Source organism: Arthrobacter sp. Leaf69, from assembly GCF_001422645.1.
Classification (GTDB): domain Bacteria; phylum Actinomycetota; class Actinomycetes; order Actinomycetales; family Micrococcaceae; genus Arthrobacter.
Map to the genome: position 1 here is coordinate 504,642 of NZ_LMLR01000010.1, position 26,406 is coordinate 531,047.

The following is a 26,406-nucleotide window of genomic DNA, read 5'->3' on the forward strand; positions in this document are numbered from 1 at the left end:
CGGATGCCAGCGGACCCCCGGAAGCGGCGTTCTCTGCGGCTTTCGGCGCCGTCTAACTACAGGGTTTTGATCATCCGGGTGTTGCCAAGGGTATTGGGCTTCACCCGGGCCAGGTCCAGGAACTCGGCGACGCCCTCGTCATGGGAGCGCAGCAACTCTGAATACACCACCGGGTCGACGGCGGTCTGGTCGGCCATGACTTCGAACCCGTGCTTCTTGAAGAAGTCCACCTCGAAGGTCAGGCAGAACACGCGGGCGACACCCAGGGCACGGGCGTCCTCCAGCAGGCGCTCCACCAGCAGATGGCCAACGCCCCTCCCCCGCCAGGCGTCCGACGCGGCGAGCGTACGCACCTCGGCGAGGTCCTCCCACATAACGTGCAGCGCACCGCAGCCAATCACTTCACCGCCGGAGGACTCTGCGATGCGGAACTCCTGCAGGCTCTCGTAATAGGCCACGGTTTCCTTGGCCATGAGGATCCGCTGGTCGGCCAGTGGCGCCACCAGCGTCTTGATCGCCCCGACATCGCTCGTGCGGGCAGGGCGGATGCGGATTGTCTCAGTCACAGGCCAATCTTACGGGGGCTGGACGTCCTTCCGATCAGGATCAGGCGAGGTGCCCAACGCACACGGCGGAGGAGGCTGGGACATTGACGTAGCGTGCGTCTAAGCGAGGAACGAGCGAGCACGCGGTAAATGTCCCAGCCTCCGAGCCGGAGGTGAGACGACGCGAGGAGCCTAGAGGCCCAGCTCCGCAGGCACGGGCAGATCCTTGTCGAGCAGGTTCCTGGCAAGGAAGTGCTCCACAACGCCGTACCAGACCTTGGCGTGCTGCGGCTGCAGGATCCAGTGGTTTTCGTCCGGGAAGTAGAGGAACCGGTGTTCGGTGTCGCCGTTCTCGTCGGCCGCGAGCCGGGACTTGGAGAGCAGTTCATACCAGAGGCGCAGGCCCTCGCCGATCGGGACGCGGTAGTCCTTGTCGCCATGGATGACGAGCATGGGCGTGCTGATGCTCTCCACGTGCAGGTGCGGGGAGTTCTCCAGCGCCATCTCCGCCGTCATCTCCTTGAGCCAGTACTGCGCGGCGTCGGTAGTGGGGCCGAACTGGTCCAGCGCCCAGAGGCTGGCGTGGGTGACGATTGCCTTGAAGCGGTCCGTGTGGCCGGCCACCCAGTTGGCCATGTAGCCGCCGAAGGAGCCGCCCATGGCGGCCGTGCGGGTCTCGTCGATGTCCGGGCGCTGCACGACGGCGTCGGTAATGGCCATCAGGTCGGTGAACGGAGCCTTGCCCCATTCGCCCCAGCCCCGCTGGATGTGGTGCTGTCCGTAGCCGGTGGAGAGGGCAGGGTCAGGCAGCAGCACCGCGTAGCCCCGGGCCACCAGCAGCCAGGGATTCCAGCGCCAGGTCCAGGCGTTCCACGAGCCGAGGGGCCCGCCGTGGATCCAGAGCAGCAGGGGCGCCGGGCTGCCGGCCGAGGCGCCTTCGGGGAGGGCCAGGTACGCCGGAACGCGGGTCCCGTCCGCCGCCGTCGTCTCGACGCGTTCCAGCGAGCCCTTGTAGTGGGGGCGCCCGGCGGGGGCAGGGAGACGGACGACGTCGCCAGTGGCAAGGTCGATCCGCACCGCTTCCGCGGGGAATTCATAGGAGCTGCGCAACGCGTACGCGGCGCCGCCGTCCGGGGCGACAACGACGTCGGTATACGCGGCGGTGTCTTTGGTCAGCCGGGTCACTTGGCCCGCACCGCCGCTGCCGGTCACGCTGATCCGGAAGACCGGCGAAGCGCCGTCGTCGTCGGCGGTGACGAGCACGGCCGAACCGTCGGGCAGCCAGGCGGCAGGGTGCGGCCAGCGGTCCCAGTCGTGGGCGAGCGGAGTCAGGCCGGCGTCGCCCGGCGCATCTCCGGACACGCTGCCCGAGACGTCGAGCAGGTGCAACTTGACCTGTGGGGCCGCGACCGGCGTGGTGTCGCTCTCGCTGAGGACCACGAGCGTCCGGTTGTCCGGGCTCACCGGGCCGGGGAAGTAGCTCATGCCCTCGGTATCCAGCAGGACGGTGCGGGTGCCGGTGGCGACGTCGATCGCGATCAGGATCGAGCGTGAATTCGCGCGGGCGAGCGGCTTGTTGAAGCTGCTGTAGATCGTTTTGCCGTCCGGGCTGACGACGGCGTCCGCGTCGCGGAGCGCGCTCCCGGCGTCGGGCGTCAGGTTGCGGAGCTTCAGCGGCGGCGCGGCGTCAACCGTTGCGGGCCTGCCCGGCTCCTGCTCCTCGCCCGGTTCGACGGCGAAGAGCCTGGGCTGGGCCGGCCCCAGGTCGGCGTCCCAGTAGCGGACGGGATAGCCGCTGTGCAGGATGGCGGCGACCTTGTTGTCCTTGCGCGCCTTGCGGCGATCCTCGTCGCTGTCCTCGTCCGTGGACCCGGCCAGCACGGAGGCGTTGACAAACAGTGCGCCGGTATCTTTCGCAGCCAGGAGTCCGCTGACGCCGCCGGCCCGGGTGAGCACCACGCGGGCCTCGCCGCCGTCCGCGGGCAGCATCCACAGCGCGTTCACGGGGTCTGCCTCGGGGGTTTCCGGGTCGGGGCGGGCGGAACTGAAGTACAGGTCGCCGCCGGCGGCGAACACGGCGCCGGCCTCCCCCTTGGCGCTGCGGGTGATCCGGCGGGCCTGCTTCTGCCCCCCGGGGTCCAGTTCCCACAGGGCTGTGCCGTATTCGGTGCCCTTGGCGTTGAGTGTGGCCACCGTGGTGACCAGCCTTCTGCCGTCGGGGCTCAGCGCCAGCCCGGACACCCTCGGGATGGCGAGGTAATGGTCCAGGTCATGGAAGGGTGTCTCGGGTTTTTCGCTCAGGGTCTCTGAATCGTTGGAAGCCATGCACCGATTCAACACCTACTGTGCGCCGGATCACATTATGTTCACTAATAGTGAAACATTACTTTCAGATAGGCAATGTTGCCGGGGCCGGGACGGGGGCGGGGGTTTAACGCAAAGGCCCCGCCTGCTCCTTGCGGAGCGGGCGGGGCCGTTGCGTCTTGCTTAGACGCTCGGAGCGATCTCCGGGATGCGTGGCTTGGCGTTGCCCGCGAAGGTGAACTTGGCGTCGTCGCCTTCGCCGTCCACATCCACCACAACGATGTCGCCGGCGTGGAGTTCGCCGAAGAGGATCTTCTCGGAGAGCTGGTCCTCGATCTCGCGCTGGATGGTCCGGCGCAGCGGCCGGGCACCCATCGCGGGGTCGTAACCGCGGGTGGCCAGGAGGACCTTGGCGGCGGGCGTGAGCTCGATGCCCATGTCCTTGTCCTTGAGCCGCTTCTCCAGGCGGCCAACGAACATGTCCACGATCTCGATGATCTCGTCCTGGGTCAGCTGCGGGAAGACCACAACGTCGTCAACACGGTTCAGGAACTCGGGGCGGAAGTGCTGCTTGAGTTCCTCCGTGACGCGGGCCCGCATCCGGTTGTAACCGGTCTGCGTGTCCGTGCCGGACTGGAAGCCGGTGGCAACGCTCTTGGAGATGTCCCGGGTGCCGAGGTTGGTGGTCATGATGATCACGGTGTTCTTGAAGTCCACCACGCGGCCCTGGGAGTCGGTCAGGCGGCCGTCTTCCAGAATCTGCAGCAGCGAGTTGAAGAGGTCGGCGTGCGCCTTTTCCACTTCGTCGAACAGGACCACGGAGAACGGACGACGCCGGACCTTTTCGGTCAGCTGCCCGCCCTCCTCGTAGCCCACGTAGCCGGGAGGGGCACCGAAGAGGCGCGACACCGTGTGCTTCTCCGAGTACTCGGACATGTCCAGGGTGATCAGGGCGTCTTCCTCGCCGAAGAGGAATTCGGCCAGCGCCTTGGCGAGTTCGGTCTTGCCGACGCCGGTAGGCCCGGCGAAGATGAACGAACCGCCCGGACGCTTCGGGTCCTTCAGGCCTGCACGGGTGCGGCGGATGGCCTGGGACAGGGACCTGATGGCCTCGTTCTGGCCGACAACGCGCTTGTGCAGCTCGTCTTCCATCTTCAGCAGTCGCGAGGACTCTTCCTCGGTCAGCTTGAAGACCGGGATGCCGGTGGAGTTCGCCAGCACTTCAGCGATGAGGTCCTCATCAACTTCGGAGATGTCATCCATGCCGCCGGTCTTCCACTGGCGTTCCTTCTCGGCACGCTCGGCAATGAGCTTCTGCTCCTTGTCGCGCAGCGAGGCGGCACCTTCGAAGTCCTGCGCGTCAATCGCGGATTCCTTCTCCAGCTTCATGGCGGCGATCTTCTCGTCCATGATCTTGAGCTCCGGCGGGGCGGTCATCCGGCGGATGCGCAGCCGCGCGCCGGCCTCATCGATCAGGTCGATCGCCTTGTCCGGCAGGAAGCGGTCCGAGATGTAGCGCTCGGAGAGGCTCGCCGCCGAGGCGAGGGCGCCGTCGGTGATGGTCACGCGGTGGTGCGCCTCGTACCGGTCACGGAGGCCCTTCAGGATCTCGATCGCGTGCGCGACGGAGGGCTCCTTGACCTGGATCGGCTGGAAACGGCGCTCCAGCGCGGCATCCTTCTCGATGTGCTTGCGGTACTCGTCCAGCGTGGTGGCACCGATGGTCTGGAGCTCGCCGCGGGCCAGCATGGGCTTCAGGATCGAGGCCGCATCGATGGCGCCCTCGGCGGCACCGGCACCCACCAGGGTGTGGATCTCATCGATGAACAGGATGATGTCGCCGCGCGTGCGGATCTCCTTGAGAACCTTCTTGAGGCGCTCTTCGAAGTCGCCGCGGTAGCGGGAGCCGGCCACGAGGGACCCGAGGTCCAGCGTGTAGAGCTGCTTGTCCTTGATGGTCTCCGGCACGTCGCCGCGGACAATCGCCTGGGCAAGGCCCTCGACGACGGCGGTCTTGCCGACGCCGGGCTCACCGATCAGGACGGGGTTGTTCTTGGTGCGGCGGGAAAGGACCTGCATGACGCGTTCCATTTCCGATTCGCGCCCGATCACCGGATCCAGCTTGTTCTCGCGCGCGGCCTGGGTCAGGTTGCGGCCGAACTGGTCCAGGACGACGGAACCGGCAGGAGTGCCTTCGGCCTGGCCGGGGCCGACGCCGGCTCCGGTGCTCTCCTTGCCCTGGTAGCCCGAGAGCAGCTGGATAACCTGCTGCCGGACACGGTTGAGGTCCGCGCCGAGCTTCACCAGCACCTGGGCGGCAACGCCTTCACCCTCGCGGATGAGGCCGAGCAGAATGTGCTCCGTGCCGATGTAGTTGTGGCCCAGCTGCAAGGCCTCGCGGAGCGAGAGTTCCAAGACCTTCTTGGCGCGGGGGGTGAAGGGGATGTGTCCGGACGGGGCCTGCTGGCCCTGGCCGATGATCTCCTGTACCTGCTCGCGAACGCCGTCGAGCGAAATGCTCAAGGACTCAAGGGCTTTGGCAGCAACACCTTCACCTTCATGGATCAGACCCAAGAGGATGTGTTCGGTACCAATGTAATTGTGGTTCAGCATGCGTGCCTCTTCTTGGGCAAGCACAACTACGCGACGGGCACGGTCCGTAAATCGCTCAAACATTTCGCCACACTCCTAGCTACGACGTACTTTGATGCTACGTGGCCGGGTTCAAGATTTGGGGCTTGTTCGCCACAGGGGAAACCGGGACGCCGTCGCCCCGTCACATCGGGGCCGGTTCGCGGTCCCGCGAATGCCCTGCGGCAACGGACCGGCGGGCACCCAGGCGGGCCTAGGGGCGGGTGTGAACCGGCCCGGTCCCGGCTGCGCTCCTGCCCGGTTGCTTCGTCCGGGCCGGGCGGCATACGGCACGTCCCCGGCTCCGGGCCGCGTTTTTGGCCGGCAACCGGGCCGGAACGCGGCGGCGCATCAGCCAGTCGAAGTATCACCACCTCGCATCAGCCCCGGCCCACCGGCATCTGCGCGCACACAACAATGCCCCCGTGCGAAGGCGGGGGCATTGTTGTTGGTCCTGCGGGCTCCGACGCCGCGCGCACGGCGCAGCGGTCCGGGGCCTGGATGCTAGGAATTCGCCTTTTGGTAGGCTTCCTGAATTTCAGCCTGAATACGGCCGCGGCTGTTTACCGCGTAGCCGTTATCGCGGGCCCACTGCCGGATCTGGGCAGAGTCCTGATTCCGGCCGGACGCAATCTTGGTCCGGGTGGCGCGGCCACTAGAGGTCTTGCGCGCGTGACTTACAAACCGCTCAACTGCGGCACGTAGTTCTGAAGCATTTTCCGCCGACAGGTCAATTTCGTAACTGACCCCGTCAAGGCCGAACCGGACGGTCTCGTCCGCGGATCCCCCATCCAGATCATCGACAAGGATGATTTTCACTTTCTGTGCCATTAATGACTCTCTTTCCAAAAGGACGAGCATTTAGTAAAAGCAGGATGTATCTGGTTAAAAGTATCCTCTGCTTTATGGCAACGAGTCAAAGCGAAAAAGAGTTTCCAAAGGAAAACCCAAGGGGGAATAGCCCGCTATTAGTTACGCCCGTTGGAATGACCCTCGTTGCGGAGGGTATCAGCCCCGTGGGCATTTCCTTCGGCTTCCGCCTGGGCACGCGCTTCGGCCTGGCGCTCCGATTTGTCGGCATTGAAAATCGATTTCATGGCAAACCAGAAGATCAGGCCCACCACCACGGAGGGAAGCAATACAGCGATGTACTCCATGATCAGTGTCCTTCGGGCTTCAGCAGCGGGAAGAGAATGGTTTCGCGGATGCCGGCGCCGGTGAAGAGCATGACCAGCCGGTCGATGCCCAGGCCGATCCCGCCCATCGGAGGGGCCCCATACTCCAGGGCGCGGAGGAAGTCCTCGTCCAGCTGCATGGCCTCGACGTCGCCGGCGGCGGAGCGGCGGGACTGTTCGGTGAGCCGGTCGCGCTGGATGACCGGGTCAATCAGCTCGGAGAACGCAGTGCCGCGCTCCATGCCGCCGATGATGAGGTCCCATGCTTCGATCAGGCGGTCATCCTCGCGGTGGTGGCGGGCCAGGGGCTGGGCGGACGGCGGGTAGTCGTAGACGAACGTCGGGTTCAACAGCGTCGGTTCCACCAGCTCACCGAAGAGTTCCACCACGAGCTTCTCGGCGTCCCAGTTGGCGTCGACCTTGACCTCATGCTTGTCGGCAAGCGCCAGGAGCTCGGCCACGGGGGTCGCCGGGGTGATGTCCTGGCCCACAAAGTCGGACAGTCCCGGGTAGACCGCCATCCACGCCCAGTCGCCGTCGAGGTTGATCTCCCCGGCCTCGGTCTGCAGGACGCGGCCCACGCCGGCGGCGTCAGCGGCATCGAGGATGAGTTCCTTGATCCGGTCCGCCATGACGAACTGGTCGGCCCAGGCCTCGTAGCTTTCCAGGGTGGTGAATTCGGGGCTGTGGGTGGAGTCCACGCCCTCATTGCGGAAGACGCGGCCCATGTCGTAGACGCGGTCAATGCCGCCGACGACGGTGCGCTTGAGGTACAGCTCGGTGGCGATCCGCAGGGTCATCTTCTGGTCGAAGGCGTTCATGTGCGTCTCGAAGGGGCGGGCCGTGGCGCCGCCGTGGACCAGTTGCAGCATGGGGGTTTCCACCTCGACGTAGCCCTGGCGGTGCAGGGTTTCGCGGATGGAACGCGTGATCGCGGCCCGGGTGTAGACCATTTCGCGGGCTTCGTCGCGGACGATGAGGTCCACGTAGCGCTGGCGGACGCGGGTTTCCTCGTTGAGGCCGGCGTGCAGCACCGGCAGCGGGCGGAGGGCCTTGGACGCCATGGACCAGGACTCGGCCATCACGGAGAGCTCACCGCGGCGGGAGGAGATGACCTCGCCCTTGATGAAAACGTGGTCGCCCAGGTCCACGAGGGCCTTCCAGTCGGCGAGCGCGTCCTCGCCGATGTTTGCCAGGCTCAGCATGACCTGCAGGCGGACGGCCTTGCCGTCAACGCCGCCCTCCTGGAGGGTGGCGAAGCACAGCTTGCCGGTGTTGCGGATGAACACAATGCGGCCGGTCACTCCGACGACGTCGCCGGTGGTTTCGTCGGCCTGAAGGTGCGCGTACTTTTCGCGGATGTCACTCAGTGAATGTGTGCGTTCAACACCCACCGGATACGCCTCGATGCCGCGCTCGATCAGCTTGGCGCGCTTCTCCATGCGGATGCGCGTCTGCTCGCTGGCGTCGTGGGAGTCGGCGGCGGTGTTCGGGGCGGAGGTGTTTTGGGAAGTCACAATTCCCAAGTTTACCGGGGATTCTGCCGGGGCAGGTCCCGCACGCCAAGGACGCCGAGGCCGCCGCGGAATAGACTCGGGGCTGTGGAGACGCGGACCATCTACACCGACGACGGCGAGGGGCACCTCGAGCTGCACACTTTCCGTCCGCCTGCGCACCCGGCCGCTCCGGCGCCGGGAGCCCAGGCGGCAGGACCAGCCACCGGTCAAGCACCCTGTCAGGGCATCGTCGTCGTGCACGGCACCATGATCACCGCCTCGCTGTACCGCCCGTTCGCGCGGAACATCAGCAGCCTGCTGGACCGTCCGGTGCACTGCTACAACCGGCGCGGGCGTGCCGGTTCCTCCCCGCAGCCGGCCGGGTACTCCGCGGCCATGGAGGTTGGAGACCTGGCTACGGTGATGCGGGAAACGGACTCATGCGACGTGGTGGCGCACAGCTATGGCGGCTTCGTGGCCCTGCAGGCGGCCCGGACGCTGCCGATCCGCAGAATGGTGACCTATGACGCCGCCGTGTCCCTCTCCGGGAACCTCACCCACCGCTGGCGGCCCGAGCTGGAGCGTTCGGTGGCTGCCGGGGAACTGGACGACGCCTGGGCGCATCTGGTCCAGGGCATCGAGGTGGGCGGACCCGTGGCCAAGCTCCCGCTCGGTGCGCTGCGGATGCTCAGCATCCTCTCCGCACGGACGAGCATGGGCGCCGAGATGCGCGACCTGCTTCCCACGGCCGTCGCGGAGATGCGCGCGGTGCTGGACGAGGACGCCGAACTGGCCGACTTCGCGGCCGTGACCACCCCCACGCTGATGCTGAGCGGCAGCTGGAGCCCGGACTACTTCACCGAAACGGGCCGGCAACTCGCCTCCGCCGTCCCTTCCATCGAGTGCGCCGTGCTGCCGGGTCAGCTCCACGAAAGCCCTCTGCGGCCCGGAATCCGGCTGCCCCGGGCCGTTGCGCGCTACCTTCTGGCCGGGGAAGGGACACTGCGGCGCCTCCCGGCGCGCAGGCGGCGGCTCAAGCTGGGCCGCTGAGGGGCGCGCCCTTACAATCGGTGGGCGACCCCTTCGAAAGGACCCTTTTGGCCAAGCTCTACTTCCGCTTCGGCGCGATGAACTCCGGCAAGTCAACGGGCCTGCTGCAGGCCGCCTTCAACTATGAGGAACGCGGCCAGCGGGTCTTGCTGGCCAAGCCGGATGTGGACACCAAGGGCGACGCCGACGTCGTCTCCCGCCTGGGCATGACACGTTCGGTGGACTTCCTGATCCCGGCCGGGGCCTCCGCCCGCGACCTGTTCACCGCCCAGGCCCACGGGGACGATCCCGACGCTCTGCTTAAACATGTGGACACGCAGCCGGTGGCCTGCCTGCTGGTGGACGAGGCCCAGTTCCTCGAACCGGACCAGGTGGACGACCTCTTCCGGATCGCCGTCCTGGACAACGTTCCCGTGCTGGCCTACGGCATCCGCACGGACTTCCGCACGCGGGCGTTCCCGGGCTCGCTGCGGCTGCTGGAAATCGCGCACACCCTCGAGGAACTCAAGACGATCTGCCGCTGCGGCCGCAAGGCCATTTTCAACACCCGCCGGGCGGGCGACGAGGTGGTCTTCGACGGGGACCAGGTCGCGATCGACGGCCAGGACGTCTGGTACGAATCGCTCTGCGGCTCCTGCTACCTGGAGGTCTCCGGCGGGCGGCTGGGCGGTTAGCTGGGCGGTTAGCTGGGCGGTTAGCTGCGCAGCCTCCCGGCGGCGCCGGTACCCTACTACGCCGTAGCTGCAGCCTCGGCTAGGCTCGGAGCATGACCCGCGAGAACATCAGAACCCCCGACGGTGCAACGATCGAGCTTTTCAGCACGGGTGCCGAACTCGCCGCGGCGGGCTCCGGCGTCGTCGTCGTTCCGGCTTCGATGGTGACCGCCTCCGACTACACACGCTTCGCCCAGAAGCTCAGTGCGTCCCTGGGACGCCCGGTGCACACGTTCAACCGGCGTGGCCGCGGCTCGTCCTCGCCGCAGCCGGAGGACTACACCCTGGACGTGGATATCCATGACCTCGATGCGGTGATGAAGCACACGTCCAGCACGGACGTTTTCGGGCACAGCTTCGGCGGCGCGGTGGCGCTGCACGCCGCCCGGACCCTCCCGGTGGAGCGCCTCGCCGTGTACGACCCCGCCGTCTCCGTGAACCACAGCGTGACCGCGGACTGGACCGCCGAATACGAGAAGGCGACGGCGGCCGGCGACGACGACCGCGCCCTCGCCGTCCTGCTCAGGGGCCTCGAGACCGGAAGCGCCCTGTCCCGGATGCCGCTGTCCATGCTGACCCTGGCGAACAAGCTTGCTGCGGGGACTCCGATCGGCAAGCAGATGCGCGAACTGATGAAGACCGGCGTCCGGGAGATCAAGGCCATCATCGCCGCCGACATGCCGGCCGAGCCGTTCCTGGAACTGCCGCTGGAGACCCTGATCATTGTCGGGGAGAAGAGCCCGGCGTACTTCGGAGTGGCCTGCGCCCAGATCCACGAGGTGCTCTCCGGCTCCAGCTACACCATCCTGCCGGGCATGGGGCACGACGGCGTCAACAAGGCACCGGACAAACTCATCTCCGCGCTCAGCGAGTTCTTCGCCAGCTAAGCACAAGGCTGCGCCAGAACTACGCGGCCTCCAAAGCAACGCGGGGTCACCTGGCGCCCATCCCAACGGGATTTATGGGCGGGAGGTGACCCCGCGTTGGATTAAGCGGCTAGTGGGAGACGGCGTGTTCCGCTGCGGGGTGTTCCACTGCAGTGGTCTTCCGCATCAGGGCGGCCAGCACGACGGCGGCGACGGCGATGACCGAGGCGGTCAGGAACGCCGCGTGCATCCCCGCGACCATGCCGGCACCGGCGGATACCACCGCGTAGATCGAGACGAGCAGCGCCGTTCCAGCGGCCCCGGCCACTTGCTGCAGGGTACTCATGATGGCCGAGCCGTGTGAATACAGGTGGGGCGGCAGCGGGTTCAGCCCGGTGGTAAACGCGGGGGTGAAGATCAGCGCCAGGCCGAGGCTGAGGCCCACGTGCAGGGCAATGATCCACCCGACCGGTGTGTCGGCGTCGAGCAGCGAAAACTGGAACAGTGCCAGCACCAGAAGCGACGAGCCCGTGACGGTCAGCGGCAGCGGGCCCACCTTGTCGAAGAGGCGTCCGATGAAGGGGCCCAGCAGGCCCATCGCGAGTCCGCCGGGCAGCAGGGTCAGCCCTGTTTCCAGCGACGTCAGCCCGCGGATTTCCTGCAGGTACAACGGCAGCAGAATCACTGCGCCGAACAGTGCGATCATAGCCACCACAAGGAGCAGCACGGACACCGTGAACATCCGGAAAGTGAAGGCGCGCAAGTCCAGCAGGGGCGCCGCGGACTTCTGCAGACGCAGCTGCCGGAGCACAAACGCCACCATGGCGATGACGCCCAGGGCCAGCGCAATGACGGCGGGCGAGCCGGGCCCGCCCTCGCCGCCGCCGATCTGGCTCAGACCGTAGACCAGTCCGCCGAACGCGGGGACGGTCAGCAGCACGGACAGGACGTCAAGCCGGGTCTTCTCCTTTTCGCCGATGTTGGTCAGGAACCTGGCGCCGATGGCGAAGGCGGCCACAGCGATCGGGAGGACGAAGACGAACATGAAGCGCCAGGAGAAGTGCTCAAGAATCAGGCCGGAAACCGTGGGGCCCATGGCCGGCGCCACCGAGATGGCGATGCTGACGTTGCCCATCACGAAGCCGCGGCGCGTCACGGGAACCAGGGTGAGGATGGTGGTCATCAGCAGGGGCAGCATAATTGCCGTGCCGCCGGCCTGGACGATCCGGGCGAGCAGCAGGATTTCGAACCCCGGAGCCAGCGCCGCGAGCAGCGTCCCGCCGGAGAAGAGGCCCATGGCCAGCATAAAAACGGCGCGGGTGGACAGCCGCTGGAGGATGAAGCCGGTCGTGGGAATCACTACGGCCATCGTCAGCATAAAACCGGTGGACAGCCACTGCACGGTGGGGGCGGTGACCCCCAGATCCACCATCAGCCGCTGCAGCGCGACGTTCATGATGGTTTCATTCAGGATCACCACAAAGGTCGCCACCAGCAGGGTGGCGATGACGGTCACCGATTCCCGGGACATCTTCGCCGGCCGGGCGGAAGCCTCCGCGGCGACCTGAGTCTGCGCGGCCGGCGCGGGATCGCCCGGGGGCTTGGAAGAGACGTCTGTAGACATAAGGGTTCCCTCAGGGAGTTGTGGCGTGGGGTCAGCGAGCGTCGTCGCTACATCAGGTGCCAACCTGCGATCCGCCGCGGTAATTCCCGGCGGTGGAGAAAACTTCCTGTGGCCTGAAATCCAACGCGGGGTCAGCTACGGTCCATGGGCGGCATCGGCATGGGCCGAATCTGACCCCGCGTTGCTTGATGGCGGCGGCGTTGGCCTAGGAGTCCAGCGGCACGTTGTCGATCAGGCGGACCTTGCCCACCGTGGCCGCGATGAGAGCCAGGCCCTCGCCGCGGAACGGCGTGTCCCGGCAGTTCTCCGCGAGCGGTTCCAGGGTGCGGGGATCCACCACGTCCAGGTAGTCCAGTTCCACAAGCGGCCGGGACCTGACGAGCGCCTCTACGGACTCAAGATCCAGCGGCTGGTGGGCGTTGGCCCGTTCCTCGATGAGCCGCAGCGCCCGCGAGAGCACCAGCGCGGCCTCGCGTTCCCCGGCGGAGAGGAAGCGGTTGCGGCTGGACAGCGCCAGTCCGTCGGCGGAGCGCACGATCGGCACCGGGACGATCTCCACGGGGAAGTTCAGGTCCGCGACCATACGCTGGACGAGCGCCAGCTGCTGGGCGTCCTTCTGGCCGAAGTACGCCCGGTAGGCCGGCACTTCCGGGCCGGCGGTCGCGCCGGGCATCCCGTAGTGCAGCAGCTTGGCCACCACGGTCAGGGCGCCGTCGAAGTGCCCGGGACGGGAGGCCCCCTCCCATTTCTCGGCCATCGGACCCGCGCTGATACGGACCCGGGGTTCCCCGCCGGGATAGACCTCGTCCACGTCCGGAGCGAACACCAGGTCCACGCCCACGGCGTCCAACAGCGCCAGATCGGCGTCCAGGGTCCGGGGGTACCGTGCCAGGTCCACGGCCTCACCGAACTGCAGCGGGTTCACGAAGATGCTGGCCACCACGACGTCGTTCTGCTCGACGGCGGTGCGTGCCAGCTGGGCGTGGCCCTCATGGAGGGCACCCATGGTGGGCACGAGGCCCTGCGAGGTGCCACCGTTCTCCCTGATCAGCCGGGCGCTTTCGATGCGGAGCGCGGCGGCCGTGGTCACGAGTTGGATCGCCAAGGTATGGACCTTCCTTAGGGTTGCGGGCCGTCGTGGTCCGGGCCCTCGAGGGCCTGCGTGATGCTATCGAGCTGGTCCGGTTTCAGCAGACCCCGGCGTCCGGCCCGCCGGGCCGTCGCCCGGGCCATGGCCAGGTACGCCTCCAGAATATCGCCGCCGGCGCCGCCGTCGTGCTCCCGCAGCGACCCAGCGTGCGCGGCCACGGTTCCGACATCGCCGCGGGCCACCGGCCCGGTCAGGGCCGACTCGCCGGAGGCGAGGGCGTTCTCCAGCGTTGCGCGCAGCAGCGGTCCGAGCATACGTTCGGGGGCCTCGACGCCGACCTCCCGGAGCAGCTGCGAGGCCTGGGCCACCAGGGTGACGAGGTGGTTCGAGCCGTGGGCGAGGGCAGCGTGGTACAGCGTGCGGTCTGCCTCGGCGATGGCGACGGGCTCCGCGCCCATCTCCACCACGAGGGCCTGCGCGATGGGCAGCATTGCAGCATCCGCCGTGACGCCAAAGGTGCAGTCCAGCAGCCGGGTAAGGTCCAGGCTCATCCCGGTGAAGGTCATCGCAGGGTGCAGCGCCAGCGGGACGGCGCCGGCGGCCCGGACGGGATGCAGGATTCCGACGCCGAAACGGCCGGACGTGTGGGCCACAAGCTGGCCGGGCTGCCAGGCGCCGAGCTTCGCCAGGCCCTCCACGAGCGGGCCGAGGGCGTCGTCGGGGACAGCCAGGAGCACCAGTTCGGCGCGTTCGACGATGTCCTGCACGTCGAGCACCGGGACACCGGGGAGCAGGGTTTCCGCACGCTCCCGGCTGGCGTCAGAGACCGCGGAGACTCCGATGATGGCGTGCTCCGCGCCGCGCAGCGCCGCCCCCAGGACGGCTCCGACCTTGCCGGCGCCGACGATTCCGATGCCGAGTCGTCCTGGTTTAGCCATGTTGCCGGTCATCCTGCCTGTTGGGTTCTTCGGTGCTTGAGGGTGCTTGGGTGCTTGAGGGCGCTTCACCGCTGTTGGGGTCGGCTGCGAGCGCCCGGACCTGGTCCAGCCAGTGCTCGCTGGTCTGCCGTTTGCGCGCGGTCCGGGCCCGGGCCGCCTGGGCGTCCAGCAGCGCCCGCCCCTCGTCCAGGCCGGCCTGGACCAGCCGCGGGGACACCGGGCCGGCCGTGGTGTGCAGGACCAGGTCCACCACGCGGAAACGCCGCGCGAGGGGGCCCTGCTCCAGCGCCATGGATTGGGTGCGCTGGTGCGGGACCACCACGAGGTGGCGCCACCAGCGGCCCGAGCGGATCAGCAGGGCCGTGCCGGTGGCGGTGAAGCCGTTGCGGCGCCAGCCCAGCGGTGCCAGCAGGCGGGCGCGCCGCGGCGTGGTGACAAAACCGCCGTCGTCCGTGCCGGGATCTGCCGGAGCAGCGGCAGCCGGATCTGCCGGAACCCCCGCCGGCCCGGCGAGGCCGTTGATGCCGGCCCTGAAGATCCTCACCGGGTCCGGGGTACCCGGATCGGGCAGGACAAGGGAGAGCATGGTGAGCACGTCCGGGAAGGTCCCCACCGGCAGCAGCGTGGTCCGGGATGAGCCCCCGCCGTCGTTCCCCGCGGCGCCGTACCCGGCGACGTTGACCTGGATCCGGTACCAGCCGAAAATCCGCCAGAGCGGGGGCTGGCTGATCCGCAGCGCCTGGATCCTGCCCGGCGGCAGGGTCTGTGCCTGCGTGTCCAGCAGGCCGTACCGCAGCCGGATACCATCCGGGGAAATTGCGGCGGTGAAGTTGTAGCCCCGGTTGATGGAGTTCCAGTACGCGGCCACGATGCCGAGCACGGCCGGGATCAGGAAGAGGTAGAAACTGCGGTTCTCCGTGAGGGCGGAGAGCACCACGGAGACGACGCCGCCGACGACCACGAACATACTCTGCTCGCTCAGCAGCAGCGACCCGATCAGGCGCCGCGGCGGGACGGTCAGGACGGCATGTTCGGGGGCCTCCGCAGCGGCCTCCCCCGGGCGCGCCTGGTCCTGCACCGCACCGGCGGCGCGGGCCAGGATCGCGGCCCGGAGCAGCCGCGCCTCGTCCATGCGGAGGTAGGCGAGCCGCACCGCGGATTCCCCGGCGTCGGCCACCTCGAACTTGAGCTCGGCCAGCCCGAAGATCCTGGCGAGCAGCGGCTGCACAATGTCGATGGCTTGGACGCGGTCCAGCCGGGCCTGGCGCTGCTGTTTGAAGAGGAATCCGGTGTTCAGCCGGACATATCCGTCTGCCACTTGATAGCGGGTGAAGTACCAGCTCAGGACGTAGCCGAGGACGGTGAGCAGCAACACCCCGCCGCCGCCGAGCAGCAGCCACGGGGCCCGGTCCGCGAGCCGTTCATCGACCAGGGGGCCGCCCTGGAGCACCCGTTCGAACGTATCCCGGAAGAAGAAGAAGGCGATCGCGGCCAGCGCCACCCAGCCGCGCACGAAGGGCGACGCGGGGTGCACGCGAAGCCACTCGCCGTCGGGAGCTCCGGCTTCGGCGCCGGCGGAGGCCTCCGGGGCGGCACCCGGCTTCACTGAGTTCCCATACCGGAGGTCGTCACGGCGAACCCGTCACAGTCCGGCCAGGCGGGCTTCACCGCGGGCGGAGAGCTGCTCGCGGAGCCGCGCACCTTCCGCTGCGGGCAGGCCCGGGATTTCCGCGCTGGTGCCGGCGGAGGCGGTGTGCAGTTTCAGCGTGCACAGCCCCAGGCCGCGTTCCACGGGCCCGGCGCCGATGTCCACGTACTGCATGCGGCCGTAGGGGACCACGAGGGTGCGCTGGAAGAAGATGCCGCGGCGGATGAGCAGGTCATCCTCACGCTCGGCGTAGCCGATGGCCCGCACCTGGCGCGGAATCAGCAGGAGCCGCCACAGGGCCAGGAGCAGCATCACCACAGGGATGGCGACGGCCAGCCAGAGGGGGAACGTCTGCCACACGCCGTTCAGGACGAGAACGAGCGGAAGGCACAGCACCGCCACCAGGAAGAGGGTGCCCAGCGCCCAGCCGGCAAGGCGCACCGTGACGTACTTCGGTGAGACGCGCAGCCACGTGATGCCCGGAGGGTCAATCGCCTCGGTATGCATACTCGCCTTCCGACTTGGGCTTACGCTTTTCCTGGCGACCCGGGGCCGACTCACCCTCGCCGTCTTCGGGGGGTATCCGGCAGAACCTTTCCACCATCAGGCCGACCACGATCATCACCAGGCCGCCGCCGGCCATGGCCACAGCCTGCCAGGCGAGGGTCTGGTCGCTGCGCAGGTTCCAGAGCCGCAGCTGGTCAACGAAGATCCCTGCGTGCCAGCCCAGCAGCACGCTGCCGGTGTAGGCGCAGGCCTGGGCGAGGACCAAGGTCCAGGCGGCCAGGATGGGGTTCAGCATTTTCTTCTTGTTGCCGTTCCGCCACCGCAGCACCCTGATGCCCAGCACGAGGGTGAGCACAACGATCACACCCATCGTGATCAGTGCGTTGAGCGGCAGTACCGGGGTGTTGAGGCCGTAGCGGGTGGTGAGCACGGCGGCGAGCCAGCCGAGGACCCCCACGGCCGAGCCGATCACAATAAGCGTCAGGGGGTTGGTCAGCTTCATCATTCCACCGCTCCGGCCACGCCGTGGAGGTTTTCGAAGCCGTCGAAGGGCACGAGGTCGGCGAAGTCAGCGGCCCTGGCGGCCAGTTCCCCCACGCGTTCGCCGTTCAGTTCCGCCGCGGGGTCGATGAGCGACCACGGGTACAGCACAAATGCCCGCTCAGCCGCCCGCGGGTGCGGCAGGGTCAGCTCCGGGTCGGAGCTGACCAGCTCCCCGTAAGTGATGATGTCGACGTCGAGGGTGCGCGGGCCCCAGTGCACGTGACGGACCCGCAGGTGCTTTTGTTCCACCGCGTGGCAGTGCCGCAGCAGCTCAAGGGGCGCAAGCGTGGTCTCGACGGCGATCACCATGTTAAGGAAGTCCGGCTGGCCGGCCGGCCCGCCGACGGCTTTGGTCTGGACGATCGGTGAGATCGCCAGGAGGCGGACCTCGGGCGGGTCAACGATGTCCGCGACGGCTGCCGAGAGCGTGTCGCTGCGCTCCCCCAGGTTGCTGCCGAGCGCGAGCACGGCGCGCGTGTAGTTCATCGCTGGTCCTGCCGGGTCCGCCGGACGCTGACAGAGACGTCGCCGAACTCGACTTCGATCGGAGCCTTGGGTTTGTGCACGGTGATGTCCACCGCGGCGACGGGGAACTTCAGCAGCACGTCCTCGGCGATCCGGACGGCCAGCGCCTCGATCAGATTCAGCGGTTCCCCCGTGATCCAGGTCCGGATGCACTCGGCCACCTCGCCGTAGTGGGCGGTGTCCAGCACGTCGTCGGAGGCTGCGGCGGGGCCGAAGTCCAGGTGCAGGACGGCATCGACCACAAACGGCTGGCCGTTCCGCCGCTCGAAATCAAACACTCCGTGATGGCCGACGGCGGTGACGCCGCTCAGCGTGATCTGGTCCATGGGTAGTCTGTCGGTTCAGCTGCGGCCGGGGGCGGCCGGATGAGCCGGCGACATGCGGGCGGCGACCTTGACGGCGTCGAGGCTGGGGCCGACGTCGTGCACGCGGACCGCCCAGGCGCCCCGGTAGGCGCTGATGGCGCTCACGGCGGCGGTGGCGTCGTCGCGTCCGGCCGGCGGGGCTGCCTTGCCCGCCACGGTGAGGAGGCTCCCGAGGAAACGCTTGCGGGAGGCAGCCACCAGGACCCTGTGGCCCATGGCCTGCAGGACGTCCAGGCGCTGGAGCAGTTCCCAGTTCTGCTCCTCGTTCTTCGAGAAGCCCAGTCCGGGGTCCAGGATGATCTGGTCCGGGGCGACGCCGGCCGCGTACAGCTTGTCGCGGACACCGGCCAGCTCCGCGGCTACTTCGTCCGCGACGTTCCCGTACTCGGCCAGGGAGTCCATGGTGCTGGCGTTGCCGCGGCGGTGCGTGAGGATGTACGGGGCCTTGCTGCGGGCCACCAGTTCGGCCATCTCCGGCTCCATAGTCAGTCCGGAGACATCGTTGATGATCGCGGCCCCCGCGTCCAGGGCGGCTGCGGCGGTGACGGCGTGTGTCGTGTCGATGCTGACCAGCGCGCCCGCCTTGACCAGCGCCTGGATCACGGGCAGGACCCGCTGCTGCTCTTCCTCGACGCCCACCTCGACCGCTCCCGGGCGGGTGGATTCGCCGCCGACGTCGATGATGTCCGCTCCGCCGTAGAACATCCGCAGGCCTGCGGCGATGGCGGTGTCCGCGGTGGCGTGCTTGCCGCCGTCGCTGAAGGAGTCCGGGGTGACGTTCAGGATCCCCATCACGAGCGTCCGGTCCGTGGGGAGATCCTTGAATTGCGCTGCCGGGCGCGACTTGCGCAGTACGGGCAGGGGCGAGGTCGCGGGGCCGGTGCCAGGGGCTGCGGCGAGGGAATCCATAGTCTGTGTTCTTACCTTCCGATGATGAGGCTCATGGCCTCGGCGCGGGTGGCCGGGTCATGGAGTTGCCCGCGCACCGCGCTGGTGACGGTCTTGGCGCCCGGCTTGCGGATGCCGCGCATGGACATGCACAGGTGTTCGCATTCGACGACGACGATCGCGCCGCGCGGTTTGAGGTGGGTGACAAGGGCTTCGACGATCTGGGTGGTCAGGCGTTCCTGGACCTGGGGGCGGCGGGCGAACATGTCCACCAGCCGCGCCAGTTTGCTCAGCCCGGTGACCTTCCCGTCGTGCGAGGGAATGTAGCCCACATGGGCCACCCCGTGGAACGGCACCAGGTGGTGCTCGCAGGTGGAGTAGAACGGAATGTCCTTGACCAGGACCAGTTCCTCGTGGTCCAGGTCGAACGTGGTGGCAAGGATTTCCGCCGGATCGTGGTGCAGTCCGGCGAACATTTCGGTGTAGGCCTTGGCAACCCGCTTCGGGGTGTCCAGGAGGCCGCTGCGGTCAGGGTCCTCGCCGATGGCCAGGAGGATCTCGCGGACGGCCGCCTGGATCCGGGGCTGGTCCACAACGGTGCCGGGAACGGACCCTCCCGCCGCCAAATCATCGGTGGCGGGAGCGTCGTCGTCGTCATTGAAGAAAGAAGTCACTGAAGAAGCCTAGCCGGGATGACCGTCGGGCCCGAGATCCGTTACACCGCCCTGGAACGGCTCCTGTCCGGAGACACCCTGGGCGTGCGGCGGGAACGTATCCAGCGGTTCCTCAAGGCGGGCTTCCTTGGCTTCTTCCTGGGCTTCCCGTTCGGCCTTCTCCATGCGGGATTCCACCGGGCCGATCTCCTGGATCGGGCGGGTCTCCTTGGAGAGCCAGATCTCGCGGAAATCGCGCTTCCGGATGTTGGTGAAGACCTGGGCGATTTCGGCCTGGTTAAGCGTCTCGCGTTCCAGCAGTTCGAGGGCCAGCTCATCCAGGACGTCGCGGTTCTCGACCAAGATCGCGTAGGCCTCGTCGTGGGCGCCCTCGATGAGTCGGCGCACTTCCTCGTCGACGATGTAGGCGATCTGGTCGGAGTAGTTGCGCTCGTGTCCGGCGTCGCGGCCCAGGAAGGGCTCGCCGCCGCCCTGGCCAAGGCGCACGGCGCCGACGCGTTCGCTCATGCCGAACTCGGTGACCATCTTGCGGGCGATCCCGGTGGCTTTTTCGATGTCGTTGGACGCGCCGGTGGACGGGTCGTGGAAGACCAGCTCCTCGGCGACCCGGCCGCCCATGGCGTAGGCCATCTGGTCGAGCAGTTCGTTGCGGGTCACGGAGTACTTGTCGTTCTCCGGAACCACCATGGTGTAGCCCAGGGCGCGGCCGCGGGGCAGGATGGTGATCTTGGTGACCGGGGCCGAGTTCCGCAGCGCCGCGGCCACGAGGGCGTGCCCGCCTTCGTGGTAGGCGGTGACTTTGCGTTCGTGTTCCTTCATAACGCGGCTGCGCTTCTGCGGGCCGGCCATCACTCGGTCAATGGCTTCGTCGAGGGCGCGGTCGTCGATCAGGTTGGCGTTTGAGCGGGCCGTCAGCAGGGCGGCCTCGTTGAGGACGTTGGCGAGGTCCGCGCCGGTGTAGCCGGGAGTCTTTTTGGCCACGGCTTTCAGGTCGACACCGGGAGCCATCGGCTTGCCCTTGGCGTGGACTTTCAGAATCTGGTCGCGTCCGATCAGGTCGGGGGCTTCCACCGAGATCTGGCGGTCAAAGCGGCCGGGCCGCAGCAGCGCCGGGTCGAGGACGTCGGGGCGGTTGGTGGCGGCGATCAGGATGACGTTCGTCTTGACGTCGAAGCCGTCCATTTCAACGAGGAGCTGGTTGAGGGTCTGCTCGCGTTCGTCATTGCCGCCGCCGATGCCGGCGCCGCGGTGGCGGCCGACGGCGTCGATCTCATCCACGAAGATGATGGCCGGGGCGTTGGACTTGGCCTGCTCGAACAGGTCGCGGACGCGGGAGGCGCCGACGCCGACGAACATTTCAACGAAGTCGGAACCGGAAATCGAGAAGAAGGGAACGCCGGCCTCGCCGGCTACGGCTCGGGCCAGGAGGGTCTTGCCGGTGCCGGGCGGGCCGTAGAGCAGCACACCCTTGGGGATCTTCGCCCCGACGGCCTGGAACTTCGCGGGTTCCTGGAGGAATTCCTTGATCTCTTCGAGTTCCTCGACGGCTTCGTCGGCGCCGGCGACGTCGCTGAACGTGACTTGGGGCATGTCCTTGTTGACCAGCTTGGCCTTGGACTTGCCGAACTGCATGACCTTGGAGCCGCCGCCCTGCATCCGGGAAAGCAGGAACCAGAAGAGGACGCCCAGGAGGAGGACCGGGATCAGGAGGGAGAACAGTCCGGCGAACCAGTTGTTCTCGACCGGCTGGTCGGTGTAGCCGCTCGGCGGCCGGGAGTCCGTGACGGCCTGGACCACACTCTCGGCGCGGGCGTTGACGTAGTAGAACTGGATGTTCTTGCCCTTGTCCTGGCCGTCAACTTGGTAGTTTTCCTTCAGGACCAGGTCCACACGGTTTTCCGCATCGAAGATCTTGGCCTGTTCGACTTTGCCGCCCTCGGTCAGCAGCGCCAGACCCTTGTCGGTGTCGACCCGGGTTGATCCGCCCGGGGAAAGGGTGGCAAAGGCCAGCAGGAGCATGCCGATAACAACGACAATCCAGATGCCCGGGCCCTTGAAGAAACTCTTAGCTTTCATCTGTTCGGGGCCAGGCCCCGTCCCTCCTGGTAGTGCTGCACGGCGACCGATCTGCGCGCGTGGGGTGCTGCGTCAGGTTCTAGCTATACACCGTCGCTGTAAGTCACGCACGGAATGGATCAAAAGTTCCCTGAGGGCGTAGCGGGCACAGGAGAGGATCGGCCCGGACTGCGCCGGGCCCGTCCTGCCGGACCTGTCCCGCCTGGCGGGGGCCGCTATTCGTAAACGTGCGGCGCCAGGGTGCCGACGAAGTCCAGGTTGCGGTACTTCTCGGCGTAGTCCAGGCCGTAGCCCACAACGAACTCGTTGGGGATGTCGTAGCCGACGTACTTGACATCGATCTGGACCTTCGCGGCCGTCGGCTTGCGGAACGCCGTGCAGATTTCCACCGAGGCCGTGCCGCGTGATTCCAGGTTGGTCTTGAGCCAGGACAGGGTGAGGCCGGAGTCGATGATGTCTTCGACGATCAGCACATCCTTGCCCATGAGGTCCGTGTCGAGGTCCTTGAGGATACGGACCACGCCGGAAGACTGGGTGCCGGAACCGTAGGACGAGACGGCCATCCAGTCCATTGACACGTGGCTGTGAAGAGCACGGGCGAGGTCGGCCATGACCATCACGGCGCCCTTGAGCACGCCTACGATCAGCAGATCGCGGCCTTCGTAGTCCTTGTCGATCTGGGCAGCGAGTTCGGTGATCCGTGACTGGATCTGTTCCCTGGAATACAGAACATGCTTGAGATCTGACTGGACGTCGTTTGAATCCACCAATAACTCCTGTGTAGATGCGGGGGCGACTATATTTGGGGCGGTTTTTGAGGCCGGAATACAAGCTTCCCACAGCGGGCCGCTTCGCGGGGAACCCCTTCGGGCCCCGCCTTCCCCTCGGCGAGGAGCTGGGCGAGGGAGAGACGGTAGACGCTGACCCCGCCGGGGAGCTCCACGGGACCTGCCGACCCCTGCCGGCGGAGCAGTGCTTCCGCGGCGAGCAGGCGCTGGTAGCCGGGCTGCTGGCCTCCGACGGCGGCCGCGGCTTTCGCGATGACGCGGAACCGTATAGCCGGCGGCAGTTCGCGCAGGGTTCCCTCCGGGAGGCTGATGGTGGCACCGGATTGTTCCCGGAGCCGGGCATAGGTACCTTCCGCCACGTCTTCGAGGTAGTCGGCGTCAAGTTGCAGGATGGCGGCGGTGCGCGCGAGCGATTCAGCCACCCCCGGCCCCAGCTTCTCCTCCAGCAGCGGCAGAACCTCAACCCTGGTCCGGGACCTCGCAAACGCCGGATCGGCGTTGCTCGGGTCGTGCCAGGGGTCCAGGCCTTCAACCTCACAGATCGCGAGGGTGTCCGCGCGGCGCAGTCCCAGGAACGGCCGCAGCAGGCGGTCCCGGGCGGGCCGCATGCCGGCCAGGGAACGGGTTCCGGAGCCGCGGGCGAGCCCCAGCAGCACCTGTTCGGCCTGGTCGTCGAGGGTGTGCCCGAGGAGGATGGCCCCGGCGCCGGTGTCGTCGGCGGCAGCTTCCAGGGCAGCGTGGCGGGCGTCCCGGGCCGCCGCTTCCGGGCCCATCCCGGTGGACGCAACGTCGACGGTCCTGATCTGCACGGGCGAGAGCCCCAGTTCCCGCAGCGCGGCCGCCGCGGCAGCTGCGACGTCGGCGGATCCGGGCTGCAGCTGGTGGTCCACGACGACGGCTCCGACAGTAACGGGGTGGCCGTCCACGTGTCCGCGGCGGGCGAAGTAGGCGGCCACGGCGGCGAGGGCCAGCGAGTCGGGCCCGCCGCTGCAGGCGACCAGGACCCGTTCCGGGTAGCCTGCGTCGGACAGCGCGTCCTGCAGCATTTTGCGCGCGGTGCCGACCACCGGCGCGAGCCGGCCGGGCCGGCGCCGTCCGCTGGATAGCTGTCCGCTGGAATGCCGTCCGTCGGAGAGCTGTCCGCTGGAGACGGGACTGGAAGTCACGGGAGTCAGTGCCCCATCCGTTCGAGCCAGAGCCTGGAGTCGTGGATTTCGGCCTCGCTCGGCAGGTGGTCGGCGGACTCCCAGACCCTGTTGAACCCCTCCATGCCGGCCACGTCCACCACTTCGCGGACAAACTTTGAGCCGTCACTGTACTGGCGCATCTTGGCGTCCAGCCCGAGCAGGTTGCGGATGAACTTCTCGATCACGCCGCGGTCCTTCGCCCGGGAGTTGAAGCGTTGCCGGATGGTCTTCACGGACGGCACGATGCTGGCATCGACCGCGTCCATCACCACATTGGCGTGCCCCTCGAGCAGACTCATCAGCGCGGTCAGCCGGGAGATGGCGGCCTTCTCCTCGGGGTTCTGCAGCAGGTCGACGATGGCGCCCCGGCTGGGGGCTGCGCCGGTCGCCGTGCGGTCCTTGAGCGATTTCGCCGCGGCGGACGCCCGCTCCATCAGGGAGTCCATGTTGCCGAGCAACTGGCCGCTGAGGTTTTCGATCTCGTCCAGCATGTGGTGCCGCAGCCACGGCGCCGCGGCGAACTGCACCCGGTGGGTCTGTTCGTGGAGGCAGACCCAGAGCCGGAAATCTTCGGGTTCAACGTTGATTTCACGCTCGACGGAGATGATGTTCGGCGCCACGAGGAGCAGGCGTCCGGCAGCGGGGGCCGTGGCGTTCTCGGCGAGCGCCGAGAAGGGGTCGTACTGGCCAAGTACCTTGCTCGAAAGGAAGGCCAGGATGGCTCCGAGCTGGCTGCCCGTGATGGCGCCGCTGACGCTGGCCGCGCCGGGATTCAGGGTACCCCGGCGGCCTTCGAGCATCTTTTCCATCGCCGGTTGGAGCATAACGGCGAAGCTCTGGGTGTTGGCCTTGGCCCAGGACGCGCGGTCCACCACCAGGACCGAGGAATCGCGCAGGTCGCGGGCGGCCTCCAGCCCGGTGATGTCATGGACGTGCGGCACGGAAATGTCTGCCATGAGCCGCAGGTTGTCCACGGCGGCGCCGATCTCCGCCGAGCTGAGGGTGGGCCCGGCTGGTGTCAGCCGTGCCGCGGTGGAAGCGGCAAGCTCCCAGTTGATGAGGGCTTGGGCTTGGGCTGATGTCTCGCCGGCAGAGGACTCCATACGCTCCATCAGATCACAAGGGCAGGACAATGCGCCTTAAATTCGTCGGGCTGCGGCCGCAGGCCCGTCAGCGGCAGCCGCAGCCGGCCAGGACGGAGGCGGTGCGGTCCAGCGCGGCCTTGTTCGCGGCACCGGGGGTCAGGCCGTTGCCGATGAAGGAAAACACCAGGAGCCGGCCGTCGGCGTCCACCAGGTACCCGCTCAGCGCGATGACCGTGTTCAGGGTGCCGGTCTTGGCACGGACCAGTCCCGCGCCGCGGGCCGTGGCCGCGTCCAGGTAGCGGTCCCCCAGTGTTCCGGTGAGCCCGGCAACCGGGAACCCGGCGAGGCCGGCACGCAGCCGGGTGTCCGCGCCCGAGGTGATGGCCCGGACCACTTCGGAGAGCTGCCGGGCGGAGACCTGGTTGGCGAGCGCCAGTCCGGAGACGTCGGCGGCACGCAGCGTGCCGGCGGGAATTTTCAGTTGTTCGAGCTGCCAAAGCACGGCTGCGACGGCGCCTTGGTTGCTCCCGGGCCTGCCGGAAGCGACGGCGGCCATGCGGCCGATCGCCTCGGTGAGGTAGTTGTCCGAGGTGCGCAGGAACAGGTCCACCTGCTGGCCAACGGTAGCGGACTGAACCTCGGCCAGGACCCTGCCAGAGCCGCTGCCCGCCGTCCCGCCGTCGCGTTGCGATCCGGCCGGAACCCGCGTGACGCCCGGCGCGACAGTCAGCCCGGCCGCGGGGGCGGCGGCCGCAAGCTCGGCCGAAAACGTCTTGGCGGCGCTCATCGCGGAGTCCTGGGGCCGAGGACCGGTGGTCTTGGCGGGGTCGAAGCGGGCCGAGTTCAGTGCCAGCGGGAACAGCGGAGCGACCTCGCCGGCGGCAACGTCCTCCGGGCTCCAGGCGGGGTTCAGCGCGGGGCCGGTGAAGAGGGAATCGTCCAGCAGCACCTTCACGGGGACGGAGACGCCGTCGTCCTTCAGTGCCCGGACTGTCGCCTTTGCCAGGCTGGCGAGCCCGGCATGGCCCAGCACGGCGTCCGGGGCTGATTCGCCGGCACCGAGGAGCACGTCTCCGCCGCCCGTGAGCACCACCGATCCGGGGGTGTCGCCTGCCACGACCGTGGTGCTGAAGCGGCGTTCCGGGCCGAGCGTGCGCAGGGCCGCGACGGCCGTGAGGAGCTTCATGTTGGAGGCCGGCACGCGGACAGCGTCGCCCGACCGGTCGAAGAGGACCTCCCCGGTGGCGGCGTCCTGCACCACCCCGGTGAAGCTCCCGGCGCCGTCGACCTTCAGGGTCTGGTTGAGTTGCGCCGCGAGGGAGCCGGGCTCCGGGACGGGGGCCGTGGCAGTGAGCGGTTCGATACTGTCCGGGTCGCCGCCCTGGGCGCCGCCGGCGGACAGTGTTCCGGGGACCTGGTGCCAGGGCGGGGCGGACGGCCCCGCGCTTGCGGGGGCGGGGGCGCCGAAGAAGCCCGGTGCGACGGCCAGGCCCGCGGGGAGCGCGAGCGCCACGACCAGCAGGGTCTGGAGCAGCAGCGGAAGGCTCCGCCGCAGCGGCCCGGTCACCGGGTCCGTGCCCGCGGGGCTCGTTCTGCGTTTCATGCTGCTGCTGGTCCTTTAGTCCTGAAATGTCCCCACTAGTTCCTGAAACCAGGGCCTCTCGCTATATCCTCAATAGTAGTCGGCG

General features: G+C 67.9%; 24 protein-coding genes. 3 read left to right on the forward strand and 21 right to left on the reverse strand.

Annotated elements, in window-relative coordinates; all coding sequences use genetic code 11:
* Positions 1 to 56: 56 nt before the first annotated feature.
* From ASE96_RS07630 to lysS, 6 genes are all read right to left on the reverse strand, one after another.
* Positions 57 to 566: an amino-acid N-acetyltransferase gene (locus ASE96_RS07630; RefSeq protein WP_056428239.1), complete on the reverse strand. Its 510-nt coding sequence runs from the start codon at positions 564 to 566 to the stop codon at positions 57 to 59.
* A gap of 171 nt (positions 567 to 737) precedes the next feature.
* The gene (locus tag ASE96_RS07635) at positions 738 to 2,870 is read right to left on the reverse strand and encodes a S9 family peptidase (protein ID WP_200913010.1); all 2,133 of its coding nucleotides are present in this window, start codon (positions 2,868 to 2,870) and stop codon (positions 738 to 740) included.
* Between the two features lie 162 nt (positions 2,871 to 3,032).
* Positions 3,033 to 5,525, reverse strand: coding sequence for an ATP-dependent Clp protease ATP-binding subunit (locus ASE96_RS07640; protein ID WP_056428245.1), 2,493 nt, complete (start codon positions 5,523 to 5,525; stop codon positions 3,033 to 3,035).
* Positions 5,526 to 5,984: 459 nt separating this feature from the next.
* Positions 5,985 to 6,311 (reverse strand): histone-like nucleoid-structuring protein Lsr2, encoded by a 327-nt coding sequence (locus tag ASE96_RS07645; protein ID WP_056428247.1) that lies wholly within the window; start codon positions 6,309 to 6,311, stop codon positions 5,985 to 5,987.
* Between the two features lie 137 nt (positions 6,312 to 6,448).
* Entirely contained in the window at positions 6,449 to 6,637 is a 189-nt protein-coding gene (locus tag ASE96_RS07650) for a hypothetical protein (protein ID WP_056428250.1), read from the reverse strand.
* A gap of 2 nt (positions 6,638 to 6,639) precedes the next feature.
* Complete coding sequence (gene lysS / locus ASE96_RS07655) at positions 6,640 to 8,172, reverse strand: lysine--tRNA ligase (protein ID WP_056429259.1); 1,533 nt, start codon at positions 8,170 to 8,172, stop codon at positions 6,640 to 6,642.
* An 84-nt stretch (positions 8,173 to 8,256) separates the two neighbouring features.
* On the opposite strand from lysS, the gene ASE96_RS07660 reads away from it, so the two are divergent.
* The 3 genes from ASE96_RS07660 to ASE96_RS07670 all read left to right on the forward strand — a co-directional run bounded on the left by ASE96_RS07660 (position 8,257) and on the right by ASE96_RS07670 (position 10,801).
* Positions 8,257 to 9,201, forward strand: coding sequence for an alpha/beta fold hydrolase (locus ASE96_RS07660; RefSeq protein ID WP_056428252.1), 945 nt, complete (start codon positions 8,257 to 8,259; stop codon positions 9,199 to 9,201).
* A gap of 47 nt (positions 9,202 to 9,248) precedes the next feature.
* Positions 9,249 to 9,875, forward strand: a complete 627-nt coding sequence (locus ASE96_RS07665; RefSeq protein WP_056428255.1) for a thymidine kinase — start codon at positions 9,249 to 9,251, stop codon at positions 9,873 to 9,875.
* A 92-nt stretch (positions 9,876 to 9,967) separates the two neighbouring features.
* Entirely contained in the window at positions 9,968 to 10,801 is an 834-nt protein-coding gene (locus tag ASE96_RS07670) for an alpha/beta fold hydrolase (RefSeq protein ID WP_056428258.1), read from the forward strand.
* Positions 10,802 to 10,910: 109 nt separating this feature from the next.
* On the opposite strand, the gene ASE96_RS07675 is transcribed toward ASE96_RS07670, so the two are convergent.
* From ASE96_RS07675 to dacB, 15 genes are all read right to left on the reverse strand, one after another.
* The gene (locus tag ASE96_RS07675) at positions 10,911 to 12,404 is read right to left on the reverse strand and encodes a DHA2 family efflux MFS transporter permease subunit (RefSeq protein ID WP_056428260.1); all 1,494 of its coding nucleotides are present in this window, start codon (positions 12,402 to 12,404) and stop codon (positions 10,911 to 10,913) included.
* Between the two features lie 205 nt (positions 12,405 to 12,609).
* Complete coding sequence (gene panC / locus ASE96_RS07680) at positions 12,610 to 13,509, reverse strand: pantoate--beta-alanine ligase (RefSeq protein ID WP_056428265.1); 900 nt, start codon at positions 13,507 to 13,509, stop codon at positions 12,610 to 12,612.
* 14 nt (positions 13,510 to 13,523) lie between these two features.
* Positions 13,524 to 14,432 (reverse strand): Rossmann-like and DUF2520 domain-containing protein, encoded by a 909-nt coding sequence (locus ASE96_RS07685; RefSeq protein ID WP_056429261.1) that lies wholly within the window; start codon positions 14,430 to 14,432, stop codon positions 13,524 to 13,526.
* Complete coding sequence (locus ASE96_RS07690) at positions 14,425 to 16,038, reverse strand: PH domain-containing protein (protein ID WP_056428266.1); 1,614 nt, start codon at positions 16,036 to 16,038, stop codon at positions 14,425 to 14,427. The genes ASE96_RS07685 and ASE96_RS07690 overlap by 8 nt, the downstream gene beginning before the upstream one ends.
* A gap of 36 nt (positions 16,039 to 16,074) precedes the next feature.
* Positions 16,075 to 16,587 (reverse strand): PH domain-containing protein, encoded by a 513-nt coding sequence (locus tag ASE96_RS07695; protein ID WP_056428269.1) that lies wholly within the window; start codon positions 16,585 to 16,587, stop codon positions 16,075 to 16,077.
* Positions 16,568 to 17,089 (reverse strand): DUF3180 domain-containing protein, encoded by a 522-nt coding sequence (locus ASE96_RS07700; RefSeq protein WP_056428270.1) that lies wholly within the window; start codon positions 17,087 to 17,089, stop codon positions 16,568 to 16,570. Before ASE96_RS07700 ends, ASE96_RS07695 begins: the two co-directional genes overlap by 20 nt.
* A complete protein-coding gene (gene folK / locus ASE96_RS07705) occupies positions 17,089 to 17,616 on the reverse strand; it encodes a 2-amino-4-hydroxy-6-hydroxymethyldihydropteridine diphosphokinase (protein WP_056428273.1) in 528 nt (175 codons plus the stop codon). Before folK ends, ASE96_RS07700 begins: the two co-directional genes overlap by 1 nt.
* Entirely contained in the window at positions 17,613 to 17,981 is a 369-nt protein-coding gene (folB, locus tag ASE96_RS07710; protein WP_056428277.1) for a dihydroneopterin aldolase, read from the reverse strand. Before folB ends, folK begins: the two co-directional genes overlap by 4 nt.
* Before the next feature lie 15 nt (positions 17,982 to 17,996).
* Positions 17,997 to 18,929, reverse strand: a complete 933-nt coding sequence (gene folP, locus ASE96_RS07715) for a dihydropteroate synthase (protein WP_056428282.1) — start codon at positions 18,927 to 18,929, stop codon at positions 17,997 to 17,999.
* Between the two features lie 11 nt (positions 18,930 to 18,940).
* On the reverse strand, positions 18,941 to 19,582 hold the full coding sequence (folE, locus tag ASE96_RS07720; protein ID WP_442853885.1) for a GTP cyclohydrolase I FolE: 642 nt from the start codon (positions 19,580 to 19,582) through the stop codon (positions 18,941 to 18,943).
* A gap of 9 nt (positions 19,583 to 19,591) precedes the next feature.
* A complete protein-coding gene (ftsH, locus tag ASE96_RS07725; protein WP_056428285.1) occupies positions 19,592 to 21,658 on the reverse strand; it encodes an ATP-dependent zinc metalloprotease FtsH in 2,067 nt (688 codons plus the stop codon).
* 215 nt (positions 21,659 to 21,873) lie between these two features.
* Positions 21,874 to 22,425, reverse strand: a complete 552-nt coding sequence (hpt, locus tag ASE96_RS07730) for a hypoxanthine phosphoribosyltransferase (protein WP_056428288.1) — start codon at positions 22,423 to 22,425, stop codon at positions 21,874 to 21,876.
* A 29-nt stretch (positions 22,426 to 22,454) separates the two neighbouring features.
* Positions 22,455 to 23,492, reverse strand: coding sequence for a tRNA lysidine(34) synthetase TilS (gene tilS / locus ASE96_RS07735; RefSeq protein WP_200913024.1), 1,038 nt, complete (start codon positions 23,490 to 23,492; stop codon positions 22,455 to 22,457).
* Positions 23,493 to 23,617: 125 nt separating this feature from the next.
* Complete coding sequence (locus ASE96_RS07740; RefSeq protein ID WP_056428291.1) at positions 23,618 to 24,736, reverse strand: zinc-dependent metalloprotease; 1,119 nt, start codon at positions 24,734 to 24,736, stop codon at positions 23,618 to 23,620.
* Between the two features lie 67 nt (positions 24,737 to 24,803).
* The gene (gene dacB / locus ASE96_RS07745; protein WP_056428294.1) at positions 24,804 to 26,321 is read right to left on the reverse strand and encodes a D-alanyl-D-alanine carboxypeptidase/D-alanyl-D-alanine endopeptidase; all 1,518 of its coding nucleotides are present in this window, start codon (positions 26,319 to 26,321) and stop codon (positions 24,804 to 24,806) included.
* Positions 26,322 to 26,406: the final 85 nt, after the last annotated feature.

Bases quoted from the DNA above. Each gene is read 5' to 3' on its own strand.
- ftsH (WP_056428285.1), bottom strand. From the start codon at position 21,658: ATGAAAGCTAAGAGTTTCTTCAAGGGCCCGGGCATCTGGATTGTCGTT.
- folP (WP_056428282.1), bottom strand. From the start codon at position 18,929: ATGGATTCCCTCGCCGCAGCCCCTGGCACCGGCCCCGCGACCTCGCCC.
- ASE96_RS07640 (WP_056428245.1), bottom strand. From the start codon at position 5,525: ATGTTTGAGCGATTTACGGACCGTGCCCGTCGCGTAGTTGTGCTTGCC.
- ASE96_RS07675 (WP_056428260.1), bottom strand. From the start codon at position 12,404: ATGTCTACAGACGTCTCTTCCAAGCCCCCGGGCGATCCCGCGCCGGCC.
- tilS (WP_200913024.1), bottom strand. From the start codon at position 23,492: ATGCTGCAGGACGCGCTGTCCGACGCAGGCTACCCGGAACGGGTCCTG.
- ASE96_RS07645 (WP_056428247.1), bottom strand. From the start codon at position 6,311: ATGGCACAGAAAGTGAAAATCATCCTTGTCGATGATCTGGATGGGGGA.
- ASE96_RS07685 (WP_056429261.1), bottom strand. From the start codon at position 14,432: ATGGCTAAACCAGGACGACTCGGCATCGGAATCGTCGGCGCCGGCAAG.
- ASE96_RS07700 (WP_056428270.1), bottom strand. From the start codon at position 17,089: ATGAAGCTGACCAACCCCCTGACGCTTATTGTGATCGGCTCGGCCGTG.
- ASE96_RS07740 (WP_056428291.1), bottom strand. From the start codon at position 24,736: ATGGAGTCCTCTGCCGGCGAGACATCAGCCCAAGCCCAAGCCCTCATC.
- folB (WP_056428277.1), bottom strand. From the start codon at position 17,981: ATGGACCAGATCACGCTGAGCGGCGTCACCGCCGTCGGCCATCACGGA.
- folK (WP_056428273.1), bottom strand. From the start codon at position 17,616: ATGAACTACACGCGCGCCGTGCTCGCGCTCGGCAGCAACCTGGGGGAG.
- ASE96_RS07695 (WP_056428269.1), bottom strand. From the start codon at position 16,587: ATGCATACCGAGGCGATTGACCCTCCGGGCATCACGTGGCTGCGCGTC.
- ASE96_RS07670 (WP_056428258.1), top strand. From the start codon at position 9,968: ATGACCCGCGAGAACATCAGAACCCCCGACGGTGCAACGATCGAGCTT.
- dacB (WP_056428294.1), bottom strand. From the start codon at position 26,321: ATGAAACGCAGAACGAGCCCCGCGGGCACGGACCCGGTGACCGGGCCG.
- ASE96_RS07650 (WP_056428250.1), bottom strand. From the start codon at position 6,637: ATGGAGTACATCGCTGTATTGCTTCCCTCCGTGGTGGTGGGCCTGATC.
- ASE96_RS07635 (WP_200913010.1), bottom strand. From the start codon at position 2,870: ATGGCTTCCAACGATTCAGAGACCCTGAGCGAAAAACCCGAGACACCC.